This window comes from Bradyrhizobium cenepequi, assembly GCF_020329485.1.
GTDB lineage: Bacteria > Pseudomonadota > Alphaproteobacteria > Rhizobiales > Xanthobacteraceae > Bradyrhizobium > Bradyrhizobium cenepequi.
Genome location: NZ_JAGKJI010000008.1, coordinates 23,134 through 36,903, shown reverse-complemented (window position 1 = coordinate 36,903; position 13,770 = coordinate 23,134). Strand labels below are relative to the sequence as shown.

9 protein-coding genes and 2 pseudogenes are annotated in these 13,770 nt (G+C 61.1%); 1 reads left to right on the top strand and 10 read right to left on the bottom strand.

What is annotated here, in order from left to right; all coding sequences use genetic code 11:
• Positions 1 to 2 precede the first annotated feature (2 nt).
• The 3 genes and pseudogenes from amaB to J6497_RS11900 form a co-directional block, all read right to left on the bottom strand.
• Positions 3 to 1,569 (bottom strand): annotated as a pseudogene (gene amaB / locus J6497_RS11910) (L-piperidine-6-carboxylate dehydrogenase).
• Between the two features lie 105 nt (positions 1,570 to 1,674).
• Positions 1,675 to 2,068 (bottom strand): annotated as a pseudogene (locus tag J6497_RS11905) (2-oxoadipate dioxygenase/decarboxylase family protein).
• 239 nt (positions 2,069 to 2,307) lie between these two features.
• The gene (locus J6497_RS11900) at positions 2,308 to 2,511 is read right to left on the bottom strand and encodes a hypothetical protein (protein WP_225704462.1); all 204 of its coding nucleotides are present in this window, start codon (positions 2,509 to 2,511) and stop codon (positions 2,308 to 2,310) included.
• 861 nt (positions 2,512 to 3,372) lie between these two features.
• On the opposite strand from J6497_RS11900, the gene J6497_RS11895 reads away from it, so the two are divergent.
• Positions 3,373 to 3,597 (top strand): hypothetical protein, encoded by a 225-nt coding sequence (locus J6497_RS11895; protein WP_225704461.1) that lies wholly within the window; start codon positions 3,373 to 3,375, stop codon positions 3,595 to 3,597.
• 1,719 nt (positions 3,598 to 5,316) lie between these two features.
• Here the strand turns inward: J6497_RS11895 and J6497_RS11890 are convergent.
• The 7 genes from J6497_RS11890 to icmH form a co-directional block, all read right to left on the bottom strand.
• Positions 5,317 to 5,829 carry an Hcp family type VI secretion system effector gene (locus J6497_RS11890; protein WP_225704460.1) on the bottom strand — a complete coding sequence of 171 codons (513 nt, stop codon included), beginning with the start codon at positions 5,827 to 5,829 and terminating at the stop codon, positions 5,317 to 5,319.
• Positions 5,830 to 6,023: 194 nt separating this feature from the next.
• A complete protein-coding gene (locus tag J6497_RS11885) occupies positions 6,024 to 6,383 on the bottom strand; it encodes a hypothetical protein (RefSeq protein ID WP_225704459.1) in 360 nt (119 codons plus the stop codon).
• A 22-nt stretch (positions 6,384 to 6,405) separates the two neighbouring features.
• Entirely contained in the window at positions 6,406 to 7,989 is a 1,584-nt protein-coding gene (locus J6497_RS11880; protein ID WP_225704458.1) for a type VI secretion system Vgr family protein, read from the bottom strand.
• Positions 7,928 to 8,773: a serine/threonine-protein kinase gene (locus tag J6497_RS11875; protein WP_225704570.1), complete on the bottom strand. Its 846-nt coding sequence runs from the start codon at positions 8,771 to 8,773 to the stop codon at positions 7,928 to 7,930. The genes J6497_RS11880 and J6497_RS11875 overlap by 62 nt, the downstream gene beginning before the upstream one ends.
• Positions 8,774 to 8,811: 38 nt before the next feature.
• A complete protein-coding gene (locus J6497_RS11870; RefSeq protein WP_225704457.1) occupies positions 8,812 to 9,363 on the bottom strand; it encodes a hypothetical protein in 552 nt (183 codons plus the stop codon).
• Positions 9,360 to 12,878, bottom strand: coding sequence for a type VI secretion system membrane subunit TssM (tssM, locus tag J6497_RS11865; RefSeq protein WP_312010282.1), 3,519 nt, complete (start codon positions 12,876 to 12,878; stop codon positions 9,360 to 9,362). The genes J6497_RS11870 and tssM overlap by 4 nt, the downstream gene beginning before the upstream one ends.
• Positions 12,879 to 12,974: 96 nt before the next feature.
• Positions 12,975 to 13,754 carry a type IVB secretion system protein IcmH/DotU gene (gene icmH, locus J6497_RS11860; RefSeq protein WP_225704456.1) on the bottom strand — a complete coding sequence of 260 codons (780 nt, stop codon included), beginning with the start codon at positions 13,752 to 13,754 and terminating at the stop codon, positions 12,975 to 12,977.
• Between the last annotated feature and the right edge of the window lie 16 nt (positions 13,755 to 13,770).

Below are 13,770 nucleotides of genomic sequence, written 5' to 3'. Positions count from 1 at the left end.
TCTTACACCACGTCGAATTTGACGCCCTGGGCGAGCGGGAGCGTGCGGCCATAGTTGATGGTGTTCGTCGCGCGACGCATATAGGCCTTCCACGTGTCGGATCCGGACTCGCGTCCGCCGCCGGTTTGCTTTTCGCCGCCAAATGCCCCGCCGATCTCGGCGCCGGACGGGCCGATATTGACGTTGGCAATTCCGCAACCGGAGCCGCGCGCCGACAGGAATGTCTCGGCTTCACGCAAATCATTGGTGAAGATCGCAGACGAGAGCCCCTGCCGAACGGCGTTGTGCAGGTCGAGCACGGAATCGAAATCGCTGTATTTGATCACGTAGAGGATCGGCGCGAAGGTCTCGTGCTCGACCGGTCCGGTCTGTGCCATCATCTCGACGAGGGCCGGACGGACATAATAGGCGTCAGCGGCCCCTTCGATGGCAAGGCGATCACCGCCGTGAACCTGGCCTCCCGCAGCCTTTGCGGCCTCGAGGGCACTTTGCATCGCGCGATAAGCCGCGCCATCGATCAACGGTCCAACCAGCGTGCCGCCAACAAGGGGGTTGCCGACCGTCACCGATGCGTAGGCGCGCTTCAGCCGCGGCACAAAGCCATCATAGACGCTCTCGTGGACAAAGAGGCGGCGCAGTGTCGTGCAGCGCTGGCCGGCGGTCCCCATCGCGGCGAAAGCGACACCGCGCAGTGTCAGATCGAGGTCGGCTGTCGCTGTGACGATCGCCGCATTGTTGCCGCCGAGTTCGAGGATCGCGCGCGCGAACCGCTTGGCGAGCCGCGGGCCGACCGCATCGCCCATCGCTGTCGAGCCAGTGGCCGAGACCAGCGGGACTTTCGTGTGGTCAACAAGTGCTTCGCCGATATCGCGACCGCCGAACAATACGGCTGCGAGCCCTTCCGGTGCAATGCCACCTTCCTGCTTGAAGCGCGCCAGCGCGCGGTCAAACAACGCCTGGGTCGCAAGCGCGGTGAGCGGCGTTTTCTCGGATGGCTTCCAGACGATGCTATTGCCGCAAACCAGCGCCAGAGCCGCGTTCCATGCCCCACACCGCCACGGGGAAATTGAACGCGGAGATGATGCCGGTGACGCCGAGCGGATGCCAGCTTTCCATCATCCGATGTTCGCCGCGCTCGGTTGCGATCGTCAGACCATAGAGCTGACGCGACAATCCGACGGCGAAGTCACAGATGTCGATCATCTCCTGGACCTCACCGAGGCCTTCGGACGTGATCTTGCCGCCTTCGATCGAAACGAGCCTGCCCAGCGCTTCCTTGTTGACGCGCAGCTCTTCGCCGAGGAGCCGCACGAATTCGCCGCGCTTCGGCGCAGGCACCAATCTCCATTCAAGAAATGCCGCGTGGGCCCTTTCAATCACGGCCGTCGCGTCGCCAACGCTGATTTCCTCGACCCGCCCGATGGTCTTTCCGGTGATCGGCGTTTGAACGGCAAGCATGCCGTCCGTGTAGCTGGTGCGGCTGACGCCGAGCGCGGTGAGGAGCTTGTCGGCTTCGACCGCAAGATCGGTGTTGTGAGCGTGGACGTTCGAAGCGGATGTGGCGGACATGGTGGTTTTCCGAAGATGGGTTGATTTGAATGTCGTTCGCAATTATTCGCGCGCGACGGCCCTTGATCGGACTAAAGTGGTGCTTTCGTCAATCCTTATTCCTCGTCAGACCGTCGCCCGGAGCCGAAATCGGGAAGAGCCGGGCTGCTTCAGCGCATGGTCGAGCGAGGCTCGCGAGGTTTGCGCATAAAGCGCCAGCTCGTCGTGAACGGCAGCGCCAAGGGCTGCCTCGAACGCAGCGCGATTGGAACGCTCAGCGTAGTTTTTCTGCTCCTCGGTCCCAAGATTGGATTGGAAGATGCCGGCAGCGCTGACCGGAAGGAAGTCCTCGTAGACGATCGGATCGAAACGAATAAGGCCGCTCTCGACCAGTTCGTCCACCGTCGCTGTCGACCCGAACGTCTCGCTCGTCGTCCGTCGCCGAATAGCGGAAGAAAGCCAGCGCCTTGGCGCGGAGCTCGGCCCAGTTGTCGGGAAACGATGCAAACTGCCGGGACAACTGCGCAACCCGGGTCCCAGCTTGAACCCAGGTAGCAAATCCCTACTGAACGTGCCCTGAATTTTTCGGTCACGGGAGATGATGCCCCTCTCGCGTTCCTGCGGGACTGTTGCAGGAAGACACTTCGTCAAACACTTGGCCAATATGGTTTGGGGTCCATATGTGTGATCCGATCGCTCAAGGTCTCGCTGGCAGCCCATCCACCGTGCTCCTTCATGCGGTCGGCCATGGTCGCCGATTCAGTCACTAGTGTGATGCGTGAGATAAGAGCGACCATTTCTCAACTCGGCCGTGTAGAGGTGACTGTGGATTTTGAAAATCGTAATTTCCTGGCCGCGCGCGCTCGGCAGGCGCTGTCGTTCACGTAGTGCGTCCTCCAGGCGCGGCGGAACCTCTTTGTTGCCATCGTCCCAGTCGCTGTGGGTCCAGATGTTGCCGACCATATTTCCGAAATCCGGCAGCTCCTCCTCCTCCCCGGGCCCGGCCAACGGGGGGCGGGCTTCGTACCCTCGCTCGGGGGACGGTGATGGCCCGGACGACAGCCGAGCCCTGGCAGACGACGATGCCCCCTGCGCAGACGCCAGTGAGGCTGCGACGCGTGTGCTTGCTGACCAGTAGGGCTCCGTGGCAACTGGATGGCTAAGAGCAATGGTAGCGCCTAGCGGATTGGTTGGGGTAACATCCCTCGTTGCCTGCCACTCCGGTGCATAGGGCCGACCGTGGGCGTACACACGTACCGGCTGCGAGCTCCCCGGCTGGCTGCCGTCTCTGACCAGTGCGTCCATCACGGAGGCCGGAACCGATCGGACGCTGTGCTCGAAGCCCAAGGCGAGCCAAGGGCTGAGATCAGGCGCTGACATGCGAGGTTGGGAGCTATCGCCTGAGAGCGATAGGCCGAGATTATGCGCGGGCGCCCCGCTGGACCGTGTGGGCGCTGCAAGACCACCGAAGAACGCGTCCGGCTCAGCTCTCGCTGACGACGGTACTTCGGGGAACAAAGACAGTGTTGGCCTCGGCGGCACGATTTCACCGATCTGCACCACCGGCGGAGCGCCCTGGCTCAAAGCCCCACCGTGCTGTATGGGCGCTGCAGGAGCGCCGTAGATCGAGTACGGTTCAGCCCTCGCAGACGACGGTGCTTCAGGGAATAAAGACAGTGTTGGCCTTGGCGGCACGATTTCAGCCGTCTGCACCAGCGGCGGCGCGCCGGCTCCGGCTGACGGCCCCGCTTCCTCACGCGAGGGGAACGCCCGCCGAAGGCTTTCCACTGCCTGAATGATGTCAGGCTCAATACGAGCATATTCATGAGCATCCCTGTCCAGCGTTTCGTCGTGCACTCGGCCGTCCATGGGGGCCTTGTCCATTTGATGGAGCCACCGAATGAATTTGAAAAGAAGTTCTGCGTGCCTGTTGACGAGGTCACGCAATTTCTTCGCGAAGCTCTCAACAAGCCGGGTGTCTTCAGCAAGCCCGGCGCGGGCGGCGACCGCTCTGTGAGTCACCGGGTGTCCTTCACCGAGCCCCTGTAAGTGTGTCAATGCTGGTCTGACGTACCCCGCGGACCGCGGCGCCGCATTGCGATAGGCCTCACAATCCGCATCCAATGCGCGAAATCGACCGGCCATTGGTCGGTTACCATTGTCGCCAAGCCAGGCACTAAACCTCCTCAGGGCGTCCGCTAGCCCCCGGCCATAGCTTTGCTTTCTACCGGGCGTTCTACCAAAAGTTGCTTCGGCTCCGTCTTGAAACTGCGAGATAAGCGCTTCGTCTATGTCGAAGGGAGCGGCCTGGTTCCCCGTTCTCACAGCGAGTGCCCGGAGCTGTCCGATTGCAACTCCAACCAAGTCCCGCTCATTCGGCTGCTCTGTCGCATAGGCCTGCAAATCCCTATTCAGTTCCTCCTCTTCAAGAAACCGACCGGCCAGTGGCCGCCTTCGAGTGTTGCGAAGCCAGGCGCAAAATCTTCTCAGCGGCTCTACCAAGGCCTGGAGCTCAGGAACTGCCCTGGCTTGGAAGTAGCCAATAACTTTCTCGTCAAGAGAATGCACGCAGCCCCCACTCAATCTTGCTGCACTTCGCAGCAAGGGCCGTGCCAGCGGCGTCCGAATGAGTTTGGCTTAGAACAGATCGCACGCGGCAGACGCCGACCGGTGTCTCGAACCAGACAAGCGTTGCGACACTGTCAGAAACCGGTCAAGGACCAGGTCGCTTGGTCTGGGGTCACCCTCAACCTGCACCAGAGGCATTGGGTCAACCGAGCCATTGTTTGGTGGACTCGAGACAATGACGTTGCCCTACACCGATGTGGTGGCAGTGCGGACAGCAAATGGGCCAAAGGACATGATCGCCGCATACAAGTCGCGGACGTTGGCGTTCGATGAGGTTACGGCGAAGGGCTCAAACGGACGGCCTTTTCGCATCGGGATATGGGAGGTAGTCTCGCGGGCACGGTGTCACCCCCGATAGACGTGCGTGTGCTGGCTTGGACGCACTTCCCGGCACGCTGCCGCCCCAGGTTGGGAAGCGCTCGAGCAGGGCCGTATTGCACATGACAGTCGTGCGTCGCGTTCGCTGAAGTCGTGAGTGACGGTTGGTCTGTTGGGCGCTGCGCTTGCTGCCCAAGATTGCACTGCCGACAAAGGTCGATAGCCGGCACGCTTGGCCAACAGGCAATGAGGCGGCTAGGCCTTAAGGCCGCGCTCGGCTATGTCAGATGCCGAACGGGGACTGAACACCTAGACGGCCCGCTCCTTCGGCGTGAACGCTGGCTAGCGAACCGGACTCCTGCGATTGCAACCAAAGAATGCGCAAAGGCCCGCTGAACGCGCTGCGGATTTTTTTGGTCATGGGAGATGATGCCACTCCTATACCTTCAAGATTGTCGCTGCAGCCTATCCACCCCATCCTCCTTGAGGTGGTCAGGAATTCACTTGATCTTTAGCCATCTCGAGGGTGATGCAATCGAAGACCGTGGACCAACGACGCATGCTCGTCGACTTTGATGAAATCGCCCGCACAGCCCTGCAATCCATACTGCATGACGAGATCGAAACCCACGAAATTGCCGCGCGAAACGCATAAGCCTGTAGCCGCCTGGAGGCTGAGACCATAGGCAGTAAGTCGCCCGAGCAATTGCTTGAGATCGGGGCAGCCACCGAGGGAGCAGTGCCACGATCTGTTGTGTAGCTGCGAGCTGGAATGCATCCCCGCCTCCGCACAAACGGGGACAGGGCGAAGTCACGACGTTGTCACCACTTGTCTTCGCCGCTGGTGCTGCCAGGAACGTGTTCCCATTTCACTTCCTTGTAGGTGAACGACCAGTCTTCCATGTTCTGGAAGAAGTTGTTCTGCGGGTTGATCGTCAGTGGCACATAAGACTTCCCTTCGATCAAGGTCGCGTTCTTCCAGGTCGTTTTGAAGAAGTTTTGCGGCTGCGGCATGCCACCTGGATCGGCGCGGTAGAACTCGCACACCACCTCTTCGAGCACCTCGTTGGTGGCCAGCGCCTGCCAGAGCAGCGGCGAGGCGCGATCGAAGAACTTGGTGATGACGACCGGCTGATGATTGCGCGCACCGGTGGCGACGCCGCTCGTCATATCGCGCGGAACGATGATGCCGCTGGTGAACGCGACGACGGTGATCTTCGACTGGTTGCCGGAGTCGCTCTTGGCGACCTGCCCGATGCTGTCTGGCTTGGACGCATCTTTGGAGATGTCGCCCTGCTTCTTCCCCTTGATTGTCATGTAGGCTTCAAGTGACACTTTTGTCTCCATCGTCTGGCATACGCCGGCACAAACCGGCACGACAGACTCGCAACATCCGTGCCAAGGGTCGTGCGCGCGGGGAGCATTGATATTCCGGGTCTTGGGGATATGACGGTCAAATAGCGCTGCGCAGATTGTCGCGCTCCGACACCGTCAAGCAAGGTCATCTGCGCAATTGTGATGGCGAGCCGTCACAGCGGGACAGTACCGACTGACTCCAGTCGACACTCGACATCAAGAAACGCACGGGTGGCAAGGTCGAGCACAGCCCGCCCCGTCACCTGGTAACCCATGCGGTTGTCGACAACGGCATTGCCCTGCACCGCATAGACAACGACCGTGCAAGGGCCGCGTTGTCGTTGCTCCAGACATTGTGCGGATAGCTGCAGGCGCAATTGTCGTCCGTCGCGAAGCCGGTTCGAGCAAATGCCATCGCCTGACGGCGGCGGTGCGTTGATCGACGCTGTCGGCAGGATGGTCGCGCGCGCCGCGTTGGCGACCGCTTCCAATAACGGGTCGATTTCGTGGGTCGCAGGTTGCCAGAGAGTCATAAAGCGTCACGAAGTGAAGAAATCACGCAGGCCCGTCGTAGATCTCGATCAAGGCGCCAGATTGCGACTTGATGCGATTGAATAAGTGCGTCTCGGAAGTCACCACTCCCTTCATATCGGGATTGTGCACCGCGCCCACCACCACCGGCCGGTCAATATCACCGTTCATGTAGCCAACCAGAACTTCAGTTCCAGCGACCAGGGGAAAATGAAGCCCGGTTTCACTCGGGCCCACATAGGCTTCGAGCTTCCTCACGTAGTCGCTGCCACGTCCTTTCGGCGCCGCTTCGTCGGCGAACGTAAACTGCAGCTTGTAGCGGCCGTGCTCGTCGATCTCGGCCCGCTCGTTCCACGCTTCCCCATCGACCTTGGCGGTGTGGAGGCCAACGCCGAGCGGGACAGGCGTCATAACGACCGGACGGTAAGGCACGTCCGAGCGGATGCAGTGGACCATGTTGTAGTAGGCCCGCCCGTTGTGTGGCAACGCGTGGAATCCGGTCGGAGCCGGCCGGTAAGCCGAGTGATCGGCGGCGACGACGAGATATTCGCCATCGAACCGTGGATGGCCCTGCAGAGCGAAAATGACGCCGGCGCGCAGCTCTGGCGCGTCGCTGTGGGCGATGGACATCGTCTGGCTGGCGCCGATCTGCTCGGCACGGATCTTGGCCAGCGTGGTTGCTTCTGCTTCGTTAGCAAAATGCCCGCCGAACCGTTCGGTCTTGCCCAAAAAACCGCTGCCTTGGCCGACCTCTTTATCGACGGATATGACGGAAGGCACCGTTTCGTTGTAATCGCGCAGTGTGATCGTCTTTGTCGAGAGAACCCGCCGCTGCCGGAATGACAGAACGGCGCTTTCGTCGAGGCGCCGCGGCATGTTGCGGTCGCGTTGGTGCGAATAGCGGATCGCCGAGTTGGCGCCGAACTTGACCTTTGGGAAGGCCAGATTCTTGTCGCCGAAGACGATAGTCTCACCGCTGTCTTCCTGCTTGAAGAAATAGAAAATTCCGTTCCGCTCGCAAAGGCGGGAAATGAAAGTAAAATCGCTTTCATTGTATCGCGCGACATAATTTCGCTTCGGATAGCTCTCGAGATTGTATTCGGTAGGAATGCTGATGGTCGCCTTATTCAGCTCCTGCTTGAGGATGGCATCGACGCCCACTGGTTCGCCGGGACCATAAATGCGGCTCGCGATGGAGAGCTCGGTGACGGCAAAGCGCGGGCGCAGAACGAACTGGAGCACGCGGAGTTCAGTTACGGGATCCATTTCCTCGACCTGGGCACAGAGGCCCGAGGTCATCCATTGTCCGGATGCGGTCATGACCGTCAGCTTGGCACGCTCTCCGATCAAGGAGCCGATGTCGGCATCGCTCGATGTCGTGGCGTAAACGAGATAGCTGAACGGCAGGGAAATGCACTCTGTGCCCTCGAACCCTTGCACGTCGAGCTTGACGTCGGGTTTGCTGAGAATGTCAAGGTTAAGGCTGAGATTGCAGTTGTTGGTCACGATATGGTACCTCCTTGATCGTTTTACGACGGCCGCATGGCTAGCGCTGGCCGCACAACCGGTAAAACCAGGGCGGGCGGCCGAGACGCTGGACGAACTCACCGACCGTCTGGATGCGGTCGCGGCGGTTGAGGGCAAGCCCTGAAGCGATCACCCGCCATTGCGCCGGCGAAATGGTCGGCGGCGGCGCCGGTGTCAGATTCTCCTTGAGCGCCTCGTCGGCCTGCCGCGGCGCATATGGGTGCGTGCCGGTCAAGGCGAGATAGGCTACCACCGCGAGAGAATAGACGTCGTCGGTTTCTCCCGGGGGTTCGCCCATCAGCATCTCTGGCGAAGCATAAGCCGGCGTCAGCAGGCCGATTTGATCGAGCACGGCCTTGTCGCGCAGCGACGAAACGTCGAGCATCAGCACCGTCCCAAAGTCCAGAATTTTGACTTCACCTGTCGACGTCATGAAGATGTTTGCCGGTTTGAGATCACCATGGACGATGCCGAGGCGGTGCATGTGGGCGAGTCCCTGCCCTGCCGCGCGGATCACACGAAAGGACACATCGGCTGACAGCGGCCGGCCCTGACGATCGGCTAGGATCTGCGCGAGCGAGCGGCCCTTTAGAAGCTCCATGACAAGGTAGTGGTACTTTCCGTCGTAATCGGAGTCATATGTGCGCACCAAATTCCGGTGTACCAGGTCACGCAAAAGGCGTGCCTGGCGGTGCAGCAGCTCGACGACTTCCTGGCGCAAGCTCGGACGTTGTCGGATGACCTTCACTGCCACTTCGGGATCACCTTCGCGCGCGAAGTGGCCGATCCGATCTATCGCACGATAGACGGTGCTGATGCCGCCCTCGCCGATCACTTCCACTAGGTCGAAACGGCCGCCGAGCACGTATCCCAAGGGTACGACCGAACATTTTGAAGACGCGCTCACGGTCCGGCACCATCCAAGTGGAAGACAATCGCACTGACATCATCGGTTGCTCCCTTTGCGAGGCCGCGAGCCAACACCCCCGCAGCTAGGCCCTCAAGAGGCTCGGTCAGAAATCCATTCGGCTCCTGATGCGACATCACCTTCTTGATGCTGTCGCTGCACGCCAGGGACGTGTTGCTGGGCTTGATCGCCCTCACCTGCGGTTTTAGCACCAGCGTCTTGGCCGAATCGACCGCCCGAGTCAGGATGCCGTCGGCCTCATCGATATCTTCCTCGGCCTCAAGCGTGTGTTTTTTGGTGAGCCGATAGAGTTCACCCTGCCGCCGCGGATAGACGCTCGCGCAGCTGCTAAAAAGCCACACGGCGGAATGCTCGTTCATGATGATCGCGGCCAGGGTTGATCCGATGATGACATTGCCCAGCCACGAAGCGACCTGTTGCCATAGGGCGTCATTTACGGAAAAGCACTGCCGCCTCGACATGACGACGGCGGCATTCGTCACCATCGGTTCGGAAATAACGGAAAGAACTTTGACGGCTGCTGTCATAGGTTATCCGGACATCGGAACGAACGAAGGACACTCAGGCTGAACGGATTGTTCACACTTGCCGCGCGCAGTTCGTAGGTTACGTTGGGCTTGTCAGGCTTGCCGATGGTGATGGTGAAACGATCGGAAGTGCCACGCGAGGCAAGCCGCGATGTATCGACGAGCCGGAACAGTGCCCATGGGCCTGAGCGTTCGACCCTCTCCTCGGTTCCATCCCCGGCGATGAGGGTGACGGAGGTCGTGCTTGCATCGGTTCGAGTCGGCCATTCGAGGTCGTAGGCACGCGGCGCCTCGTGACGATAGATGATTTCCTTGCCGTCCATAGCAAACGTCGCACGCAGCAGGTTGGGGTCGAGAAAGACCGGCTTGATGCTGAACTTGACGGCCGGTGCCGAGCCCGAGCCGTTGAAGAACGCCTTGCGAATTTCCCGCGCGCGCTGAAATTGAGCCAGCGCATCCGCTCGGATGGGCGCCGCCGCGCCATCGATGGTCGCCGGCGCAAGGCCGGCGCGGCGCTCGACGACCAGCGGCGACAAGTATCTTTGAAAGAAATCGTCGACGACGCCGCCTGGACGGAAGAAGTCGCCGAAGTCCTTGAGAGTCACATCCTCGGTCGCCGATGCGAACAATGGATAGCGTTGGAAAATGGCAGCCTGGCAGACCGGAACCACTTCGCGCGCCCAGACCGCATCCACATAGTCGTGCGCCTGTTTGAGCAAGGCGCGCCATGCCGCGAGCGCGATGTCGTTCATGATGGTGCGGAGCGGCTGCGGCCGCAGCGCCGAGTCGGCGCGCAAGGCGCCGAAGGCATCGTTCTTCGGGTCCTTGACGCGCCGCTGAACGAGCTGAAAGGCGGCCTCGGCTGGATCCGGCGCGGTCGCGATGTTGGCCATCGCTGCATAGAGGCCGCCGAATAGATCGCGGATGTGATCCATGCCTGCCAACTGTCCCGCCCCCCCGGCTATGGCCAGTTGAGCCAGAGGGCGGAACGCTTCAGTGATCCGGCTTCCCGGCCAAGGCGTGTCGCCGAACTCCGGCGGCAAAATGGCCGGGGGACCGCCGACCCTGGCGAGGGCACCGCGGGCCTTTGCAGCAAGGTCCTCTCCGGGCGACGGCAGGTTAGTATTGTCGTGCACCAAGGAAATGATCTGCTGCAGCGTGCTTTGCGAGCCGGCCAGCCCGCGCAGGATCGCTGAGCCGCGCTGCATATCATCGAACTTGACGACGCGGATGCTGCGCAGGGCATTTGTCCAAATGCGGATATAGTCGGCAACATACCGATCCATGACCTTGAGGGTGACCTGCTGCGTATCCGCCCCGTCCAACCGGCTACCGGCGAGCGCCCAGTCGGCGCTTTGCTCTTCTCGGACGATGAGCGGCAGGCGCGGCAGCACGAAATTAAGGAACCCCTCACGCGTGAAGATGCCCGGGATCATCGCGGCATCATCTGCATAAGCGCGCTCCTGCTGACCAATTGCGGGGAAGGCAATCGCAGAGGTGCGCATCTGCGCGATCTCAAGCTGGCCGGAGCCCAGCAGGCTGACCAGGTTGATCGGCCGCAGCCGCGTGTTCTGCTCGCCTTCAAGTAAGAGACGCGCGTAGACCTGCTCGACGGGGGAGCGCTTGGTCAGCTGCGCCCGCACCGCCATGACAAATTGCTGGTCGACATTGATGGGCTTCGGCAGCAACTCGATGAGGCGCTTAAAATGCTGGTTTAGTTCGCCCGCTGAGGTCGGATCGAGCGCAAACGCGAGCGCGACTTCATCGCGCGCGGACTGCTCGACTTTGCCGCGGTCGAAATGCCCGGGATCGCTCAGCATCAAATACGTGCGGAACGCGTCCCTGACCTTGTCCAGCAAAGTGTCATTGCCGGTACCCAGCAGCATATCGATGCGGACGGTGAGGCTGTTCGCGAAAACCGGCAGCAGCCGATCGAGCAGAATGTGGTCGTAGGCATGTTGCGCAGCCGGCGCGAGCGCCGGGGTCGCCGACATGCCGACGCCATCAAGCCACGCAAGCCAGCCGTCCTCGCCGGTCGCCAGATGCAGCTGGCGCGCGGCATTGAGGGTCGGCAAGACCGTCTTCAGGTCCAGCGGTCCGCGTATGTCCTGCAGGCGCGCATACGTTATCTGCGCGGCCATCCTGGTTTCAGCGATGCGCGCCTCGCTGCGGGCGAAAGCGCCGTACCACAGCGTCAATGCGACCACCGCCAGCACAATTGCTGCAACATAGCCGGAGCCGTGCACCAGCGCGAGCTTGCGTTCGAGTTTGAAATTGCGGCCGACCAGTCCTTGCTCGGCGAAGATCACGTCGGTCAGCAACCTCTTGATGAAGAACGCCTTCCCCGTCCCGGTTGAGGATATGCGTGGGGCCGGCTGCAGACCGAAATTCCCGCTGATCGCACGGACCATCCGGTCGATCGGTGTTCCCTCCTGGGTGCAGCTGGTAAAGTAGACGCCGCGCAGCATCGGTAGCACTTCGAAGCGGCTCGATCGGAAGACCTCGCTAACGAAGCCGGCGATTGCGGTCCGGATGCCCCAGAATTCTTTCGGGAACGCATACATGACAGCACGACGGCTGAGATTGCGTTCGTCATGCATGCGCAGAGGCAGTTTTGCCTCAAGCTGCTCGGCAAGCTCCTGCATCTGAAGGATCACGACGTCGTCGACGCGCTCACCAGTTCCCCCAAGGGGAAAGGTCTTGCCCCAAACCTGGGCACGGTCTTCGTTGTCGAGATTGTCGAAATACTCAGCGAAGCCGGACACCAGATCGCATTTTGTCACCAAAACATAGACTGGAATGCGCATGCCGAAGGTCGTCAGCAGCTCCTGTATCCGCGAACGAATTGACTCGACGTGCCGCCGCTGCCCGTTCTCGTCGGACAGCAAGAGATCGGACAGGCTGATCGCAACTAAGATACCGTTGATCGGCCGCCGGCGCCGATGTGTCGCGAGAAGATCAAGAAAGCCGAGCCAAGCCGCACGATCGACCTCGGGATCCGTATCCTGCGTGGTGTAACGGCTTGCCGTGTCGATCAAGACTGCTTCTTCGGTGAACCACCAGTCACAGTTTCGTGTGCCGCCGAAGCCCGCGACCGGGTCGATGCCAAGCCGCTCGGTCAGTGGAAACTCCAGGCCGCAGTTGCGCAAGATCGTTGTCTTGCCGGCGCCGGGCGGGCCAATGATGACGTACCAGGGTAGCTCAAAGAGATAGCTCGGTCCGCGCTTGCCGGCGAACACCGTATCGCGCAGGACCTTCAGGGCGTCCTCGAAGCGCCTACGGATCAGTTCGAGCTCTTCGTGGCTGCGATCGTTGATGGGCGCGATGAGGCCCTCGCCTTCCATCAGCGACTTGATGGCGCGCCGATTGGCGCGGCGCGCCAGCCAATAGCGGACAAGGGCGACGAGCACGACCAAAAAAACGAGGCCTGCGATTATGAGCGCGCGAACGGTCACCGAATCGAGCGGATGGCGACCGAACAGGTCGAGATAAGGGCCGCCGAACCAAATGAGCACGCTGATCGCCACCAAGCCGGCAAGCGTGATGATGCCTCTAACCGAGAAGAGCGCCGCGAATTGAGCTCTGAACACCTGCGCCTCCTCTTGCGCCTCTCAGTGGCCGATCAAATCGAGCAACTGCTCGACGGTCTGTAATTCGGCCGAGAGGCGCCACCGCATGAAGCTGTAGCCGATGATCACCACAAGGGCGGCAGCCAGGAAGACAATCCACAACGGCATGTAGCTACGCACGCCGGCGCGCGCGCTGATGCCGCGCCATTGGCTCGATAGCTCCGCAGGCGGCGCGCCTGTATATTCCCGCAAGAGGCGGCCCACGTTTGAACGCAGGTCTTCAAGCCGCTCGCGGCCGCCTTCCACCACGCGATATTTTCCTTGGAAGCCCATCAGCAAGCAGAGATCAATGAGCTTAAGCAGCCCGAGATATTTGGCCGGCTCGCCCTCGACGCGCTCAAGTATCTGGAAGACCTTCTCGCCGCCCCAGGTCTCGTTATGGAACTGGTTGAGCAGGCTGTTGTCGCTCCAGGCGCTGTCGCTGCCCCATGGCGTGGTCATCACCGCCTCGTCGAGCAGCGCGCACATCACGTAACGGGCGACGCTCACATCGCCGCTACGCGCCTGATTTTTGACGGCGCGTTCCTCGAAGCGGCGGATTTGCTCGCCAATTCCGCGGCGCAGCGCGCCTATATCGGCGTTCTCGACGACTCGAAGCTGCGCGACGACCAAAAAGAGCGGTGCCGCGGCCGCAACTAACACGTCGTCCGCAGCCTTTGGCTCAAAGAGATTTTGCGCGACCATTTCGGCATCATGGGCCGCCCGAACTTCGCCGGGTTGAGATGCTGGCGATGGCGCGGAAGGGACTGTGGCGGCGGCCATCGGCGAAACGCCACCG

Excerpts from the sequence above, each read along its gene's own strand:
- J6497_RS11870 (WP_225704457.1), bottom strand. The coding sequence starts at position 9,363 with ATGACAGCAGCCGTCAAAGTTCTTTCCGTTATTTCCGAACCGATGGTG.
- J6497_RS11895 (WP_225704461.1), top strand. The coding sequence starts at position 3,373 with ATGAGCATCCCTGTCCAGCGTTTCGTCGTGCACTCGGCCGTCCATGGG.
- J6497_RS11900 (WP_225704462.1), bottom strand. The coding sequence starts at position 2,511 with ATGGTCGGCAACATCTGGACCCACAGCGACTGGGACGATGGCAACAAA.
- icmH (WP_225704456.1), bottom strand. The coding sequence starts at position 13,754 with ATGGCCGCCGCCACAGTCCCTTCCGCGCCATCGCCAGCATCTCAACCC.
- J6497_RS11885 (WP_225704459.1), bottom strand. The coding sequence starts at position 6,383 with ATGACTCTCTGGCAACCTGCGACCCACGAAATCGACCCGTTATTGGAA.